Origin of the sequence: uncultured Sphingomonas sp. (assembly GCF_913776855.1) — a bacterium.
In the GTDB taxonomy this organism is placed as follows: Bacteria; Pseudomonadota; Alphaproteobacteria; order Sphingomonadales; family Sphingomonadaceae; genus Sphingomonas.
Map to the genome: position 1 here is coordinate 1 of NZ_CAJYQD010000024.1, position 17,702 is coordinate 17,702.

General features: G+C 67.9%; 12 protein-coding genes. 7 read left to right on the forward strand and 5 right to left on the reverse strand.

The window, feature by feature from the left end:
• Positions 1-235: 235 nt before the first annotated feature.
• A complete protein-coding gene (locus tag QZ755_RS06360) occupies positions 236-1,123 on the reverse strand; it encodes an aldo/keto reductase (protein ID WP_294320875.1) in 888 nt (295 codons plus the stop codon).
• Positions 1,124-1,292: 169 nt separating this feature from the next.
• On the opposite strand from QZ755_RS06360, the gene QZ755_RS06365 reads away from it, so the two are divergent.
• The 6 genes from QZ755_RS06365 to QZ755_RS06390 all read left to right on the forward strand — a co-directional run bounded on the left by QZ755_RS06365 (position 1,293) and on the right by QZ755_RS06390 (position 10,492).
• Positions 1,293-2,429: a succinylglutamate desuccinylase/aspartoacylase family protein gene (locus tag QZ755_RS06365; protein WP_294320877.1), complete on the forward strand. Its 1,137-nt coding sequence runs from the start codon at positions 1,293-1,295 to the stop codon at positions 2,427-2,429.
• A gap of 160 nt (positions 2,430-2,589) precedes the next feature.
• Positions 2,590-3,786: an aspartate aminotransferase family protein gene (locus QZ755_RS06370; RefSeq protein ID WP_294320880.1), complete on the forward strand. Its 1,197-nt coding sequence runs from the start codon at positions 2,590-2,592 to the stop codon at positions 3,784-3,786.
• Complete coding sequence (gene astD / locus QZ755_RS06375; protein WP_294320881.1) at positions 3,783-5,204, forward strand: succinylglutamate-semialdehyde dehydrogenase; 1,422 nt, start codon at positions 3,783-3,785, stop codon at positions 5,202-5,204. Before QZ755_RS06370 ends, astD begins: the two co-directional genes overlap by 4 nt.
• Positions 5,201-6,217 carry an arginine N-succinyltransferase gene (locus QZ755_RS06380; protein WP_294320884.1) on the forward strand — a complete coding sequence of 339 codons (1,017 nt, stop codon included), beginning with the start codon at positions 5,201-5,203 and terminating at the stop codon, positions 6,215-6,217. Before astD ends, QZ755_RS06380 begins: the two co-directional genes overlap by 4 nt.
• Positions 6,218-6,239: 22 nt before the next feature.
• Positions 6,240-7,610, forward strand: a complete 1,371-nt coding sequence (locus QZ755_RS06385; protein WP_294320887.1) for a VOC family protein — start codon at positions 6,240-6,242, stop codon at positions 7,608-7,610.
• Complete coding sequence (locus tag QZ755_RS06390; protein WP_294320890.1) at positions 7,610-10,492, forward strand: FAD-binding and (Fe-S)-binding domain-containing protein; 2,883 nt, start codon at positions 7,610-7,612, stop codon at positions 10,490-10,492. The genes QZ755_RS06385 and QZ755_RS06390 overlap by 1 nt, the downstream gene beginning before the upstream one ends.
• Before the next feature lie 118 nt (positions 10,493-10,610).
• Here the strand turns inward: QZ755_RS06390 and QZ755_RS06395 are convergent, their stop codons facing one another.
• Positions 10,611-11,063 (reverse strand): Lrp/AsnC family transcriptional regulator, encoded by a 453-nt coding sequence (locus tag QZ755_RS06395; protein ID WP_294320892.1) that lies wholly within the window; start codon positions 11,061-11,063, stop codon positions 10,611-10,613.
• Positions 11,050-12,939: an isoaspartyl peptidase/L-asparaginase gene (locus QZ755_RS06400; protein ID WP_294320895.1), complete on the reverse strand. Its 1,890-nt coding sequence runs from the start codon at positions 12,937-12,939 to the stop codon at positions 11,050-11,052. Before QZ755_RS06400 ends, QZ755_RS06395 begins: the two co-directional genes overlap by 14 nt.
• Before the next feature lie 179 nt (positions 12,940-13,118).
• Here QZ755_RS06400 and QZ755_RS06405 point away from each other — a divergent pair, with 179 nt between their 5' ends.
• Positions 13,119-15,896 (forward strand): TonB-dependent receptor, encoded by a 2,778-nt coding sequence (locus QZ755_RS06405; RefSeq protein WP_294320897.1) that lies wholly within the window; start codon positions 13,119-13,121, stop codon positions 15,894-15,896.
• 181 nt (positions 15,897-16,077) lie between these two features.
• Here QZ755_RS06405 and QZ755_RS06410 read toward each other — a convergent pair whose 3' ends face one another.
• On the reverse strand, positions 16,078-16,992 hold the full coding sequence (locus tag QZ755_RS06410) for a LysR substrate-binding domain-containing protein (RefSeq protein ID WP_294320901.1): 915 nt from the start codon (positions 16,990-16,992) through the stop codon (positions 16,078-16,080).
• 331 nt (positions 16,993-17,323) lie between these two features.
• Positions 17,324-17,701, reverse strand: a complete 378-nt coding sequence (locus QZ755_RS06415; protein WP_294320924.1) for a hypothetical protein — start codon at positions 17,699-17,701, stop codon at positions 17,324-17,326.
• Position 17,702 lies beyond the last annotated feature (1 nt).

Sequence of the window (17,702 nt, forward strand, 5' to 3'; positions counted from 1 at the left end):
CCGCCGGCCCCGCCGCCACCGCCTACAAGGCATCGCCCAACGCCCGCTACTGCTTCAAGACCGAAGCTACCGGCAGCCGCATCCTGACCAAGGTCTGCAAGACGCGCGGCGAATGGGAAGCACGCGGTGTCGATCTGGACCGCGCACTCGCCGGCCGCTAATCCTGCTTCGGCAGCCTGACGAGGGCCGCATCCCGCAAGGGGTGCGGCCCTTGGCGCATTTCAGGCCTGACGTATCAGGGGAGCGTGGTGCCCATCCCCGCCTGCAGCACCGCATACCATTCGGCGTGGGTCCAGGTGACGCGATACGCCCCGGCGGCGGCGCGGATGCGGTCGGCGTTTTGCGATCCGACGATCGGAATGATCCCGGCGGGATGGACCATGCTCCACGACAGCGCGGCAGTTGCCGCATCGACGTCGAACCGCTGGCCATGCTCGCGCAGCAGCAGCGCGGCGGGATGATCGCCGCCGCTCAGCCGCCCACCACCCAGTGGCGACCAGCCCAGCACCGCCATCCCGCGCGCCATCGCCTGATCCAGCACGCCGTCGAACAGCGGATCGGGGTGCAGCGGCGAAAATTCGGGCTGGGTGCTGAGGATCGGCAGGCCCAGAAACGCCTGCAGCGCATCGACTTCCGCCGGGCTGTGGTTCGACACGCCGATCCCGCGCACCTTGCCCTGTTCGACCATCCTGGTCAGGCTGGCGGCGACCTCTTGCGGATGGGTCAGGAAATCGCGGCGATGGATCTGGTACAGGTCGATCCGCTCGATCCTCATCCGCATCAACGACGCATCGACCGCATCGGCCAGATAGGCCGCGTCCGATCGATAGGGATTGCCGGGGCGGATGCCGCCCTTGGTCGCGATCACCATCGCCTCGCGCAGCGCCGGCGCCTCGGCCAGCACCTGCCCGAACAATGCCTCCGCCGATCCGAAGCCGGCGGGCGTATCCGCGCCGTAGATGTCGGCAGTATCGAACAGGGTGATGCCCGCCGCCAGCGCCGCCTCGACCAGGGCACGCGCCGGGGCGACGTCGCCGGTGAAACGCCACATGCCCCAGGCGAGGGGGGAGACGAGAATGTCGCTCTTGCCGAGCGGGCGGGGCGCGGGATCGATGGTCAGCATGATGCCCTACCTAGACGTCAAGGCGTTGGCGGCAATGCGCAAATCCCCGCAGCCGCGCCCGGCCCGCCCTTTGGCATGACCGGAACGCATAAGGACATGACATAATATCGCTTGGCCGCATTCGTAACGACGGGCAACGCGGGCTGTCCGCCGCCCCTGGAGAACCGCCATGTTCCGTCCCCTGCTTGCCTTGCCCCTGTTCGCCGCCGCGATGCTGGGCGCGCTGCCCGCCGCCGCGATGCCGGTGGAGGCGGGCGACCGGATCGACGGGTCGGCCGTGATCGACAAGCTGGACCTCGCTACCCTGCCCGCCGGCACCAGCCGGCTGTGGCTGCGGGTCGATGACAATGATGTCGGACAGGGCTATTATGTGCCGATCGTCGTGGTGAAGGGCGCGCAGAGCGGCCCCCGGTTCCTGCTGACCGCCGGCATCCATGGTGACGAACTGAACGGTATCGGCGTGATCCACCAGCTGGTCGAGGGGATCGACCCGACGGTGCTGAAGGGGACGTTGATCGCGGTACCCGGCCTCAATGCACCGGGCCTGCGCAATTCGACGCGGGCGTTCACCGGCGGGCATAATGGCGCGGGCGACAATCTCAACCGGCTGATCCCGCGCGATTCGCACGCCCATGGCGACGAGGGTAACGCGGGGCAGCGTTACGCCGGGCGGCTGTGGTCGCGCATCTTCGTCGGCAACACCGATTTCGCCATCGACCTGCATACCCAGTCGCGCGGTGGCACCTATCCGGCCTATGTCTTCGTCGCGACGCCGGCTGCCAAGCGGATCGCGATGATGCTGCGCCCCGACAGCATTTATGTGAACGCCGGCATCGACGGCGCGGTCGAGGATATGCTGAACGCGAACGCGATTCCCGCCGTCACCTATGAACTGGGCGGGGCGGAGGTGTTCGACCGGGCGATGATCGCACGGGGCCTGCGCGGCGTACGCAACGTAATGATCGACCGCGGGATGCTGCCGGGCAAGCCCGATTTGCACGACCCCGAGCCGTTCCTCGGCAATGTCGTGACCAATGTCGACAGCCCGCGCGGCGGATGGGCACAGGTGCGGGTCGCGCTCAATCAATATGTGAAGAAGGGCGATGTGCTGGCGATCGTCACCGATCCGTTCGGGCGGACCATCGCGACGCTGACCGCGCCGCTCGACGCGCGGGTGGCCGGCATGGGCACCGATCCGCGCACCCAGCCGGGCGACATGGTGGTGCGGCTGTTGTCGTGGGACGACAGCCTGCCGTGCAAGCGTGACGGGTGCCCGTCGACGGTCACGCCGGTCAAGGCACGCTAAGCCGTCCCTCATTCCCAACCGTCATCAACAGATGATGCCATTGCGTTTGTCCCCCCGCCCCGCCGGGTCCAATAGCACAGCCATGCGAACCGCCCGCAGGCGTGGCGCGATCGATCGCCTGCCCACCGGCGTATTCCCGAATCGATGACAAGGAGCCGTCATGACCGATCCCCTGATGAACCTGTACAACCGTGCGCCGATCGCGGTGGATCGTGGTGAGGGCGTGTGGCTGATCGATACCGAGGGACGGCGCTATATCGACTGCGTGGCGGGCATCGCCACCGATGCGCTGGGCCATGCCCATCCCGCCTTGGTCGCGGCGCTCACCGAACAGGCGGGCAAGCTGTGGCACGTCTCCAACATCTTCCGCATTCCGGGGCAGGAGGCGTTGGCGCAGCGGCTGGTCGATGCATCGTTCGCCGATTGCGTGTTCTTCGCCAATACCGGTACCGAAGCGGTCGAATGTGCGATCAAGACCGCGCGCCGCTATCACCATGTGAACGGCCAGAGCGAGCGGATCGACATCGTCGGCTTCGCCGGATCGTTCCACGGCCGTACCTATGCCGCGATCAACGCATCGGGCAATGCCGGCTATATGGAGGGCTGCGGCCCGCGCCTGCCGGGCTTCGTCCAGCTGTCGATCGACGATGCGGCAGCGATCGAGGCGGCGATCGCCAGCCCGACCACGGCGGCGGTGATCGTCGAACCAGTGCAGGGCGAAGGCGGCGCGCGCGCGCTGACCGGCGAATGGCTGCTGCGGCTGCGCGAACTGACCGCGAAGCACGGCGTCCTGCTGATCCATGACGAGGTGCAGAGCGGCATGGGCCGGACGGGCAAGCTGTTCGCGCACCAGTGGTTCGACGGTGCTGCGCCCGACATCATGGCACTGGCCAAGGCGCTGGGATCGGGCTTCCCGGTCGGCGCCTGCCTCGCCACGACCGAAGCAGCGAAGGGCATGACGCCGGGCGTCCATGGCACCACCTTCGGCGGCAATCCGCTGGCGATGGCGGTCGGCATCGCCGCGTTCGACACGATCGCAAACGAGGAAACGCTCGCCCATGCCCGCGCCGCCAGCGCCGACTTTTTCGAACGGCTGGAAGCGCTGCGCACCCGCTTCCCCGACGTGATCGCGGAGGTGCGTGGCAAGGGGCTGTTGATCGGGCTGAAGATGATCCCGAACAATCGCGAGTTCATGGGCGTAGCGCGCGACCACGGCATCCTGGTTGCCGGCGGTGGCGAGAATTGCGTGCGCCTGCTCCCCTCGCTGCTCATCAATGCCAAGGAGATCAGCGAGGCGCTGCTCCGGTTGGAAGCGGCCTGCATCACCGCGCGCCGTACCATGGCGCAGGCGGCATGAGCGTGCTGACCTCGACCTGCCCGGCGACGGGCGCGACGATCTGGTCCGGTCCGACCGCGACGGCGGCCGATGTCGACGCGGCCGTCGCCTGCGCGCGCGCCGCCTTTCGTGACTGGCGTCGCACTTCGGTCGAGCAACGGGTCGGCATAGCCCGCGCCTATGCCGCCGTGCTGAAGGCGCGCACTGCGCAACTCGCCGAACTGATCGCGCGCGAAACCGGCAAGCCTTTGTGGGAAACCACGCAGGAAGTCGGCACGATGGTCGGCAAGGTCGAACTGTCGATCGCCGCGCAGGCCGAGCGTGCCGGCGAAAAGCGCAGCGCGATGCCGTTCGGCGAATCGGTCCTGCGCCACCGCCCCCACGGGGTGATGGCGGTACTGGGGCCGTACAATTTCCCCGGCCATCTGCCCAACGGCCATATCGTCCCCGCGCTGCTCGCCGGCAACACGGTGGTGTTCAAGCCGTCCGAACTGACCCCGGCAGTCGGCGCGGCGATGGCGGAGGCATGGGCCGAGGCTGGCCTGCCCGACGGCGTGTTGCAGGTCGTGCAGGGCGCGCGCGAAACCGGCGCGGCGCTGGTCGCGGCGGATATCGACGGGCTGCTGTTCACCGGGTCCGCCACGACCGGCGCGCATTTCCGCCGCGCCTTTGCCGAGCGGCCCGACGTGATCCTCGCGCTGGAACTGGGCGGCAACAACCCGCTGATCGCATGGGACGGTGACGTGACCGAGGTCGCGGCGCTGATCGTCCAGTCGGCCTATATCACCACCGGACAACGTTGTTCGTGCGCCCGCCGCCTGATCCTGCCGACCGGCACGTTCGGGGATGCGGTGGTGGAGGCGGTCGCCGCGCTCATCCCGCGCATTCCCATCGGGCGCTGGGACGAGGCCCCCTATATCGGCCCGCTGATCTCCGACGCCGCCGCCGAAACCGCCCATGGCCAGGTCGCCGCGCTGGAAGCTGCCGGCGCCCGCGCCATCGTGCCGTTCGGCGGGATCGACGGGCGCAGCGCCGCCTTCGTCACCCCCGCCCTGTTCGACGTGACCGGCGTGGCGGTGCCCGACGAGGAGATTTTCGCACCCGTCCTGCAAGTCATGCGCGTTGCCGATTTCGACGCCGCGATCGCCGCCGCCAACGACACCCGCTTCGGCCTGTCCGCCGGGCTGCTCACCACCGACGACGCGCTGTGGGACCGCTTCGTCCTCGACGCGCGCGCCGGCGTGGTCAACCGCAACCGCCCGACCACCGGCGCGGCGGGAGCGCAGCCGTTCGGCGGGATCGGCGATTCGGGCAACCACCGCCCCAGCGCCTATTACGCCGCCGACTACTGCGCCTATCCAATGGCCAGCTTCGAGGCGGGTAGCGCAGCGGGCAATTGGGACACGCTGAAGCCCGTGCTGGAGGCCGGCCAGGCGTGACGATCGTTTTGCGGGCGGCGGGCGGGCATGACCTGTCCGCCCTGTACGACATGGCGCTGACCACCGGCGGCGGGTTCGTGAACCTGCCGCCGGACCGGGCGAAGCTGGGCGACCGGCTGGCCGCTGCCGATGCCGCCTTTGCGCGCGACACCGATGCGTTCGGCGTCGACCGGTTCCTGTTCGTGCTGGAGGATTTGGCGAGCGGCGCGATCGACGGCACCTGCCAGATCTTTTCGCATATCGGCACCGACGCGCCCTTCTACAGCTATCGCATCGACCGGCACGGCGCGGACCATGCGGTGCTGGGCCGGTCGGTCGATCACACGACGCTGACCATCTGCACCGACCATGCCGGGTGCAGCGAGGTCGGCGGGCTGTTCCTGCGCGCCGATGCCCGTGCGGGCGGGGCGGGCACCCTCTTGGCGCGCAGCCGCTACCTGTTCATCGCGATGCACCGCGCCCGCTTTGCCGACCGCACCATCGCCGAGTTGCGCGGTGTGGTCGACGATGCGGGAGAAGCGCCCTTCTGGGACGGGATCGCCGCGCGGTTCTTCGGCATGGGCTTTGCGGCGGCGGATGCGTTCAACGCCGACCATGGCACCCATGTCCTGGCCGGGCTGCTGCCGACCACGCCGATCCTGCTGGCGATGCTGCCCGAAAGCGCGCGCGCCGTGCTGGGCGTGCCGCATCCCTCGGGTCGTCCGGCGCTGCGACTGCTGGAAAAGGAGGGGTTTCGCCATGACGATTATGTCGACCTGTTCGATGGTGGCCCGACCGTGACCGCCGCGACCGACGCCATCGCCACCGTCCGCCATGCGCAGACTGCCACCGTCCGCGCGGTGGACGAACACCCCCATGCAGCGCCCCACATCGCCGCCGCCGGCCGGCTGGCAGGCTTCCGTGCCTGCTTCGCCTCGATCGCCCCGCAGGACGACGGCATCGTCCTCGATCCGCAAGCCGCCCGCGCGCTGAACGTCGGGATCGGCGACCCCATTACCTATGCCCCGCGCTGACCCTATCTGTCCTGAGGTAGCCATGACCCACGACTTCACCGCCCCCGATACCATCCGTACCCGCTTTTCCGAAGCGATGTCGGCGATGTACCGTGCCGAAGTGCCGCTCTACGGCGACCTGCTGTCGATCGTGGCAGAGGTGAATGCACAGGTGCTGGCCGACCGCCCCGTTCTGGCAGCGGAAATGGCCGGTGAACTCGACCGGCTGGACGTCGAACGCCACGGCGCGATCCGGCTGGGCACGGCGGCCGAACTCAGCATGATGCGCCGCGCCTTTGCGGTGATGGGAATGTACCCGGTCGGCTATTACGACCTGTCGGTGGCGGGCGTGCCGGTCCATTCGACCGCATTCCGCCCGGTCGACGATGCCGCGCTCGGCGCCAATCCGTTCCGCGTCTTCACCTCGCTGCTCCGCCTCGAACTAATCGAGGATGCAGCGTTGCGCGACGAAGCGGCGGCGATCCTGTCGAGCCGCCGGATCTTTACCGACGAGGCGATCCGCCTGATCGAGCGGGACGAGGCGCAGGGCGGGCTGGACGCGGCCGATGCCGACCGCTTCGTGACCGAATTGCTCGAAACCTTTCGCTGGCACGGCGATGCGCGCGTCGATGCCGCGACCTATGACCGGCTGCACGACACCCACCGGCTGATCGCCGACGTCGTGTCGTTCCGCGGACCGCACATCAACCACCTGACCCCGCGCACGCTCGACATCGACGCCGCGCAGGCTGCGATGCAGGCGCAGGGAATCGATGCGAAGGCGGTGATTGAGGGGCCGCCGCCGCGCGCCGTGCCGATCCTGCTGCGCCAGACCAGCTTCAAGGCGATCGAGGAGGACGTGACTTTTCCCGGCGACCAGCCGGGGCAGCACACCGCCCGCTTCGGCGAGATCGAACAGCGCGGCGCGGCACTGACGCCCAAGGGCCGCGCGCTGTACGACCGGCTGCTGGCGATGGCCCGCGGGGATCAGGGGGCGCAGGGCGAGCGCTATGCCGATCGGCTGGCCACCATCTTCACCGCCTTTCCCGACACGATCGACGCATTGCGCGAACAGGGGCTGGCCTGGTTCCGCTACGACCTGACCGATTGCGGACGGCGGCTGATCGCGACCGGGGTCCGGCCGGCGGGCGACATCGACGGCTGGCTGGCCGCAGGCTATGTCCGCGCCGTGCCGATCGTGTACGAGGATTTCCTGCCGGTCAGCGCGGCGGGCATCTTTCAATCGAACCTGGGCGGCACCGAACAGCGCAGCTATGTCGCGTCGGCGGCGCAGGCCGCGTTCGAGGATGCGCTGGGCGACAGGGTGCAGGACGAACTGGCGCTCTATGCCGAGGCAGAGGAACGGTCCATGGCGGCGGTGTGTGAAGCGTTGCGCGGGACGGCGGCGGCCTGATGGCATCGGTCGCGAACCTGCTGCGCCGCCTCGACCAGACGGGCTTTGCCGGCGATGCCGAGGATGGCGTCGGCGCGCGGCAGGTCGCATCGACCGACAATTCGATCTACCAGGTGCGCCCGGCAGCGATCGTCTATCCGCGCACCGGCGACGATGTGACATTGCTGGTCCATGCGCTGGCCGATACCGGCCTGTCGCTCACGCCAAGGGGTGGCAATACCGGCACCAACGGCCAGTCGCTGAACGACGGGGTCATCGTCGATTTCGCCCGGCATATGCGCGGGATCGGCACGTTCGATCCTGATACGAACACTGTCACGGTCGAACCGGGCGTCGTGCTGGACCAGCTCAACGCCTTTCTGAAACCGCATGGCTGTTTCTTTCCGCCGATGGTGTCGACCGCCAGCCGCGCGACGATCGGCGGCATGGTCGCGACCGATGCGTCGGGCAAGGGATCGCGCCGCTGGGGCAAGACGTCCGACTATATCGCCGCGCTGGACGTCACGTTGTCCGACGGCACCCCATGGCGCGCCGAACCGATGACGCGGGCGGAAGCCGAACGCATCGCAGCGGGCAGCGGCATCGTCGCCGACATCCACCGCGAGGCGCTGCGCATCGTCACGACCCGCGCCGACGACATCGCCACGATCTTTCCGGAGATGAACCGGGGCCTCACCGGCTATAACCTGCAAAAGACGTGGGACGCCGCCGCCGACCGGTTTTTCCTCGGGTTTCTGCTCGCCGGGTCCGAAGGCACGCTGGCGATCACCCGCTCGATCACGCTGCGGGTGGCGCACAAACCGAAGAAGCGCGCGCTGGCCGTCATCCGCTACGCTGCGTTCGACACCGCGATGCGCGACGTGCAGCGGCTGGTCGCCGCCGATCCGGTCGCCATCGAGATCCTCGACGACAAGGTGCTGGGCGTTGCCCGCAGCGACATCATCTGGGCGAGCGTCGAGGGGCTGCTGGGCGGGGCGAGCGATGCACCGGTGGCGGCGATGAATTTCGTCGAATTCACCGCCGACGACGATGCGACGATCGACGCCGGCCTAGCAGCGCTGACCGACATCGGTCCGCAGGGCGACATGCGCATCGTCCGCGACGATGCCGCCATCGGCCAGCTGTGGAGCCTGCGCGAAAAATCGGTCGGGCTGTTGGCCCGGCTGGGCGGCGCGCGGCAGGGGATCCCGTTCGTCGAGGATACCGCCGTCCCGCCGGGAAAACTCGCCAATTTCGTCGCCGAGTTCCGCGCGCTGCTCGACGGGCATGGCCTGAACTACGGCATGTTCGGCCATGCCGATGTCGGCTGCCTGCACGTCCGCCCGTTCCTCGACCTGCGCGACCCCGAACAGGCGGCGCTGATCCGCCCGATCTCCGACGAGGTGGCGCGGCTGACCAAGGCCTATGGCGGGTTGCTGTGGGGCGAACATGGTCGCGGCTATCGCGGCGAGTTCTCGCCCCTGTTCTTCGGCAGCCTCTATCCGGAGCTTCAGGCGCTGAAGGCGGCGTTCGACCCGCACAACCGCCTCAATCCCGGCAAGCTCGCCGCCCCCGCCGGACAGGCGATCGACCGGATCGACGGCGTGCCGCTGCGGGGCGAAGCCGACCGCCGGATCGATGCGACCCGCTCGCAGGACTTCGACCGCGCGGTCGCCTGCAACGGCAACGGCGCGTGCTTCGCGTGGGATTCGCTCGACGTGATGTGCCCGTCCTACAAGGCGACGCGCGACCGCGCGCAATCGCCCAAGGGCCGCGCCGCGCTGCTGCGCGCCTGGGCCAGGCTGGATTCGATCGAGCAACCCGGCCCGGCCGAGGCCGCCGAACGCAACGCGCTGGCCGCCGCGACGCAGGCATCGCTCGCCACCTGTCTGTCGTGCAAGGCGTGTACGACCCTCTGCCCGGTCAAGGTCGACGTGCCGGTGATGAAGTCGCGCTTCGCCGAGCGGTACTGGGCGAAACGCAGCCGCCCGATCCGCCACCATGTCGTCGCGCGGATGGAGACGATGCTCGCGGCCGCGCGCGTCCTGCCCGGCATCGCCAACCGCGTCGCCGGCAGCGATCGGGCGCAGGCCGCGCTGGAACGCACGCTCGGCTATGTCGACCTTCCCGCCTTCGCGGTCGCCGATCCCGGCACCCTGCCCCCGCTCACATCGCCAGCGAAGCTGAAGGCCGTGTCGGCCGAGGCACGGGCGAACATCGTCGTGCTGGTCGAGGACAGCTTCACCGCCAGTTTCGACGGCCCGCTCACTGCCGCCGCCGCGCGGGTGCTGACGGCGTGCGGGTACGATGTGCTGCGCCTGCCGCCGCGCAGCAATGGCAAGGTGCTGCACCTGCTGGGACTGCGCGACCGCTTCGCGCGGATCGCGCGCAAACGGATGGCGGAGGTGCGGGCGCTCGCCGATCTGGGCGTTAGGCTGGTCGGGCTGGATGCCGCCACCGCGCTGATGTTCACCCAGGAATTTGCCGAGATGACCGGCGACAGCGTGGAGGTCGCCGGCCTTGAGACGCTACTGGCCGAAGCGGTCCGGGAAGGTCGCGCTCCGGCGGCGACGCAAACCCTCCCGGTCCAGCGCCTGCTAGGCCACTGCACCGAACAGGCATTGCGCCCAAAGGCGCTGGCACTCTGGACCGAGGCACTCGCCGGCTTCGGCATCACCGCCACACCGACGAAGACCGGCTGTTGCGGCATGGCCGGACTGTTCGGGCACGAGGCGCAGAACCAGACGCTCTCGCGCGACATCTTTGCCTTGAGCTGGTCGCAGGTGACGCAGGACGACGCGATGCTCGCCACCGGCTTTTCCTGCCGCTGCCAGACCAAACGCCTGACCGGCCGCCGCCCGCTGCATCCGGTGGAGCTGATCGACCGGGTGCTGGCGGGGTAGGTATTCCCCAACCTTCGTCATTCCCGCGAAGGCGGGAATCCATAAACGCCAACGTCTCAGCTGGAATCGCGACACCTGCAAGTATGGACTCCCGCCTGCGCGGGAGTGACGACAGGTGTTACCGCCGGAGCCGCGTCGCCAGCACCACCGCCGACATCGTACGCCCGATCCCCTCCAGCCGGCCGATGGCGTCGATCACGTCGTTCAGCCGTTCGAGGCTCGGCGCCTCGACCATCGCGATCAGGTCATATTCGCCGGCGATGGCATACAAGCCGGTCAGCTCCGGAATCGCCGCCAGCGCCTCGTTCGTCTCGATCAGCAATTTGGGCAGCGTCGTCATCATCACCTGCGCGCGGACCATGCGGCGGTCATGCGCCTCGCCCAGCCGCACGGTATAGCCGTCGATCGTGCCGTCCTGCTCCATCCGCGCGATGCTGGCATAGACATGCGCGCGCGACACGTTCAGCGCATGAGCCAGTTCCGATACGGGCACGCGCGAATCCTGCCGGAGCAGCGCCAGCAACCGCGCGTCGAGTTCGCGCTTCGACGGGTTCGCACTATCGGCCGACATCCATTTCTCCCGCATAGATCGCGGTACGTGGGGCTTGGTCATCTGATACGCTACCACGATACATGCCGTCGCTGTTCATTGCGAAGGCGATGTGTCCGCTACCGTCCATCGCGATGAGGCCGCCATCGCCGCCGATCTCGCCCACTTCCCCGATCGTGTCGCTGGCCGCTGCGGCAATGTCCTGCCCCTTCCACTGGACCCGGTCGCAGATCTGGCGTGCGGCGACCTGCCGGATGAAGAACTCGCCGGTGCCGGTCGCCGACACCGCGCAGGTCTTGTCCATCGCATAGGTGCCAGCCCCGATGATCGGCGAATCGCCGATCCGGCCCCAGCGCTTTCCGGTCAGCCCGCCGGTCGAGGTCGCGGCGGCCAGATGCCCGCGCTGGTCGCGCGCCACCGCCCCCACCGTGCCGAAGCGATGGGTCGGGTCGAGCGCGGCGTGGTCCTCGTCGCGCTTCCACTCCAGATACTCGTGCCAGCGCTTGTCGGTACGGAAATACGAAGGATCGACCTGCTCCACCCCCTGGTCGCGCGCGAACTGGTCCGCGCCCGCGCCGGTCAGCAGGACATGGCGGCTATGCTCCATGACCGCCCGCGCCAGCACGACCGGATTCTTCGTCGCACCGACCCCGGCGACCGCCCCGGCGCGCAGCGTCGCCCCGTCCATGATCGCCGCGTCGAGCTGGTTCTTCCCCTCCGCATCGAACACCGCCCCGCGCCCGGCGTTGAAGTTGGGATCGTCCTCCAGCACCCGCACCGCCGCCTGCACCGCGTCGAGGCTGGAGCCGCCCTTCGCCAGCACCGCCGACCCGGCGGACAGCGCGGCGGTCAGCCCGGCGCGATAGGCGCGCTCCTGTTCGGGAGTCAGCGAGCCTTTGGGGATCACCCCCGCCCCGCCATGGATCGCCAGCGACCAATGGCCACCGGGCGGCAATGGCGCGTCGATCAGCTTCCCCGCCACCACCTTCGCCGTGCCGGCAAACGCGGGCTTGGGCACCGTCATCCGGTTCAGGTCGATCGTCCCACCCGGCGCGATCCCGGTGACGCGGATGTCGCTCCAGTCGAGCGGCTTGCCTTTCACCAGCACCGGCACGCTTTTGGGCTGGACCAGCCACGCATAGGTGTTCGCCGGCCCGCGATAGGTCGCCCGGCCATCGGCCTCCACGCACAAGGCGCCCTTTTCATCAACCCCCAGTCCGATCGCGGTCCGGTCGCCCAGCGCCCGCGCCTTCGCCACGAACGCGATCAACCGCCCCAGCCGGTCGCGCTGGTTGAAATGGGTATCGGTCACGACATGGGCAAGGCGTGGCATGTGTAGGAAATCGCGGACCAATGTCACCGCATCGCCCGCGGGATCGGACAGCGCCTTGAACGAATCGATGCTGCCCCCGTCGGTCGCGCCGTACGCCGTGCCGCCCAGCACGGCGAGGCCGGCGCTGGTCCCCGCGATCGGCTTGCCCGCCGCGACATGCGCGTCGAGCGCCGTTGCGACCGGGGTTCCCTGCCAGAAGCGGACATATTTCGCCTGGTCGCCCCCCGCCAGGAAGATGCCGTCAGCCTTCGCGATCGCCGCCAGCACGCGCGGGTCGGTCGATGCGGCACGGTCGGTGAACAGGATGGTCGACACCGACTGGACGCCCGCCATCTCGGCGAACATCTCGCGCCCGCCCTCGCCATCGCCCGATGCGCGCAGGATCAGGATATGGCCGTATCCCGCCTTCTTCGCGAACCAGGCGAACGCCTGTTTGTCCCAGTCGCCGCCGCCCATCAGCATCAGCCCCTGCGACGGTACGGCACGGCGGGGTTTGGCGGGATCGCCGGTCACGAAAAAGCGCGCGCCCGCGACCGACTCCGCCGCCGGCTGCCCCCACGCCATCGGAGCGGCCGATACAATTCCTCCGCATATCAATGCGATGCCCAGACCATAGTGTCGCAAGGCCACACTCCCCATCAAATTACGCTCAAGCCCGTTCAACATGGAGTTTTTATGTTTCAATATGTCGAAAGTCCATGGCATTATGATTGCGTATCGGGGCATGATCGGGGAGTATTATAATGCGGGGGAATGGCATCGCACGCTGGCTGGCGGGTACGGGGATGATGGCAATGGCGGGCAGCGCGCTGGCGCAGGACCTGCCGACGCCCCCGCCGGGCGCAGACGCATCGGACGAAATCGTGGTGCTGGGATCGCGCATCCCGCGCGTGCAGAAGGAAGGGCCGGCACCGGTCACCGTCGTCACGTCCGAAGACATATTGAAGGGCGGTTTCCTAAGCGTCCCCGACGTGCTGCGCAGCCTGAGCCAGAATGGCGGCGAGACGCAGGGACAGCAGAGTGCCTCGGGCGCCAGCTTCAGCCCCGGCGCGCAGCAGGTCGACCTGCGCGGCCTTGGCCCCAACCATACGCTGGTGCTGGTCAACGGCCGCCGTATCGCGGACTTCCCGCTGCCGTTTCAGGGCAACAGCAACTTTACCGACATCTCCAACATCCCCGTCGGCCTGATCGACCGCGTCGAGGTGCTGAGCGGCAGCGCCTCGGCCATCTATGGCTCCGACGCGATCGCCGGCGTCGTCAATTTCCAGCTGAAGACCAAGCCCGACGGCACGCGCATCGATCTGCGCTACAGCGACACCGAAGCGGGCGGCGGCGAAGCATACCGGCTGATGGCGACGACCGGTTGGGAAACCGGCGGCTTCCACGGCGTCGCCGGCATCGAACTGCTCAACCAGCGCCCGCTGTGGCAATATCAGCGCAAGCGGCAGGATTCGACCGCCGACAACCCGACCACCGCCACCCCGCTGGCGCAGCGTACCTTCCTGCGTTCGGACGAGGACGCGAACTATATCGATCCGGGTCAGGCGACCTGCGCCTCGCTGTCGTCGCTCAACCAGGGCACGATCTATTACGCCAACCGCCGCCGCTACGGCCAGTTCTGCGGCAGCAATGAATCGGTCGCGTACGGCACGATGATCTCCGAGCGCAAATCACTGACCGCCTATAGCGCGCTGGGCTATGACCTGGGCGGCGGCACTGAACTCTTCGCCGACCTGCAATTCAGCGTGTCGAAGCTCAAGCTCTTCCGCCGGATGAAGAGCTGGTATTATGTCTCGCCCGACGGGAATGAAGAGGGCACCTTCTTCAACCCGAACCTGTCGCCCGACGCGACCGACAGCGGCCTGCAACTCGACAACTGGACGCGCCAGTTCACGCCGGAGGAAATCGGCGGGTTCGACAACGGCATGACCCGCAACCGGTCGATCACCTTCAACATCACGCCGGGCATTCGCGGCCAGTTCGGCCAGAATGACAAGTGGAAGTACGAAGTCTCGTTCAACCACGCGCAATACACGTCACGCGTCACCTTCCCCGAAATCGTCATCTCGAAATCGAACGCGCTGTTCCTGGGACAGCAGCAGGGGATCGATCCGGCGACCGGCTATGCGATCTTCAACGCCGATGTCCGCCGCCTCTACAAGCCGCTGACGCCGGAGGAATATCGCTCCATCTCGGTCGATTCGCTCTACAAGCCGCGGTCGTGGACCGACACGCTGGCCGGATCGCTCAACACCACCGACCTGTTCCAGCTGCCTGCCGGCCCGGTCGGCTTCGCCTTCGTCGCGGAGGCCGGCAAGCAGGGCTACGACCTCAATCCCGATCCGCTGACGCTGACCAACTATTATGTCGGGCTGGTCGATTCGGACGGCAGCGGGTCGCGCAGCCGCTGGGGCCTCGGCTATGAATTCCGCGTGCCGGTGCTGTCGTTCCTGCAGCTCAGCACCGCCGGCCGCTATGACAGCTTCCACATCGCCGGCAATAATTTCGGCCGCTTCACCTATAATATCGGCAGCGAACTGCGCCCGACCCGGCGGCTGTTGCTGCGCGCCGCCTATGGCACCGGCTTCCGCGCGCCCGACCTGAACTATGTCTTCCGCGGTCCCGGCAACACCCATCCTTCGGCGACCGACTATTATCTGTGCCGGGTCGAGGAGCCGAACGAGACGATCGGCGATTGCAGCTATTCCGACCAGACGATCATCGCCCGCAAGACCGGCAATCGCCAGTTGCAGCCGGAAACCTCGACCTCGCTCAACGCCGGCGTGGTGTGGCAACCGTCGAACCGGATCGACCTGTCGGTCGATTATTTCCGGGTGAAGATGAAGGATCAGGTCCGCGACATCAGCATCGATTCGGTGCTGCGCGACGAATCGCGCTGTCGTGCGGGTGGCGGGGCCGATGCGTCCTCGCCGACCTGCCGCGACGCGCTGGCCCGCGTGATCCGTTACACCAGCGGCGCGCTGACCGGACAGCTGCAGGCGGTGGCGGTCAACCCGATCAACGTCGCGGAGGAAACCACCGACGGCATCGACATCGCCGCCAATTTCCGCCTGCCGACCGCCGGGATCGGCGAATTCACCCTGTCGGGCGGCTATACCTATGTCTTCAACCACACCGTCCGCCAATATCCGGGCGATCCGATCATCAACAAGTTCGCGCTCGACAGCAATTTCGACATCCCGCGTGAAAAGGGCAATGCCAGCCTGACATGGAGTCTGGCCGACTTCTCGACCACGCTTACCGGCCTGCGACTGGGCAAGCTGCCGAACTACGACCAGGACGCCTTTATCCGGGCGAGCTACCTGTTCAACCTGTCGGCGCGCTACGACATCAACGAACGCCTGCGCCTGACCGGCACCGTCACCAACCTGTTCGACCAAGGCCCGGTGCGCGACCCGACCTATGCGTCCTATCCCTATTACGACATCTCGTGGTTCGACGCGATCGGCCGCAGCTATGCGCTGCAGCTGACGTGGAAGATGGGAGGACGGCCGCTGTAGGGGACGCCCAATGCTGTTCGTGCCGAGTAGGGGTTGAGCGAAGTCGAAATCAGTCCGGCAGGATCAGGCACATTCTACCTTCGTACCCCCGCGCAGGCGGGGGTCCAGGGCAACGACAGGATGACCTTTGTGGCTCTGGCCCCCCGCCTGCGCGGGGGTACGGTCTAAATGCCGATTGAATCTAGGCCTCCGTGCCGGCCTCCTCCAGCAACCATTGCCGAAACCGGTCGAACAACGGACTGTGGCTGCTACTGCGCGGCCACACCAGATAATAGGCTTCCGACGCGCTCAACGTCACATCGAGCGGCGTCACCAGCGTCCCCGATGCCAGCTCCGGCCGGATCAGGAAGGACGGGATCAGCGCCACCCCCATCCCCGCCGCGGCGGCATGGGCCAGCATCAGGAAATGCTCGTACACCGGCCCCTCGCCGATCACCGCATCAGCGAGGCCAGCGGCCGCGAACCAGCGCCCCCATGCATCGGGCCGCGCCTCCAGCGACAGCAGCGCGTGCGGCAACAGGTCGGCGGGCGTCGCCACCGGGTTGCGCGCCAGCCAGTCGGGCGAACACACCGCGATGACATCCTCGTGAAACAGCAGCGCATGGTCCGCCCCCGCCCAGTCGGGCAGGCCGAAATGGATCGCCGCGTCGAACCGCTCCTCGGCGAAATCGAACGGATAGGATCGCGCCGCGAAGTTCACCAGCAATTCGGGGTGCCGCGCGGTCAGCCCCGGCAGCCGCGGGGCCAGCCAGCGCATCCCGAAACTGGGCAGCGTCGCGATGGTCAGCGCCCGGTCGGCGACCGGCGTCAGCAACCGCCGCGTCGCGCTGCGCAATTTCTCGACCGCCGGCCCCACCGCCTCGGCATAGGCCAGCGCCGCCGGCGTCGGCGTCACCCGCCGCCCCCGCCGTTCGAACAACGCCACGCCCAGCCAGTCCTCCAGCAGCGCGATCTGCCGGCTGATCGCGCTCTGCGTCAGCGCCATCCGCTTGGCTGCACGGGAGAAGCTGCTGGTCTCGACGGCGGCAAGGAAACTGGCAAGCGCCGGGAGCGGGGGGAGTTCGCGGCGATGGACGTCGTGATGATCGTTGGGCATGTAGGGCGGGTCGCGTCGGCTGGGGTTACGGTACGCAGAAGCTGGCACCGCCCGCCCACAACGGCAAGCGGATCATGCCGACTTCGCATCAGCCCCAACCCCTCGCCCCACCCATCCCGTTCAGTTCGAGCAGCTTCGAGCCTGTCGAGAAGCGCCCGTCGAGAACCCGGTCATTTGGGGAACTCAGTCCCATCCCCGTTTGCTTCGAGCGCAGGTTCGAGCCTGTCGAGAACCGAAGTCGAGAAGGGGTTGCTCCAAACGAGGCGTTCTCGACTACCGCTTTTCGACAGGCTCGAAGCTGCTCGAACCGAACGGAGGAAAATAGGGTGGGCTAACCCACCAACCCCACAACCCCGACCTCGATCACCGGCACCTCCCACGGATGCGCCGCCGCGATCGCCGCCAGTTCCCGCGCGATGTCGGCACCCTCCGCCGCATAGCTCTTCACGACAACGGTCGACACCACCGCCGCCTCGCCCGCTCGCCCGGTCGTCGGCACGGCATCCGCCTGCGGGACGAAGCTCTCCAGCCCGAAGCCCAGTTCGAACACCCCACGATACGCCCCGATCGCGCCCAGCACATCGCTGCCCCGGATCACGCCGATCACCGCCGACAGCAGCGCATCGTCGGCCAGTGCCGCCGCTTCACCCGCCTGCAACCGCGCCAGCACGTTCGCCGATACCGGGCAATGCACCCGCACGACCTGCATC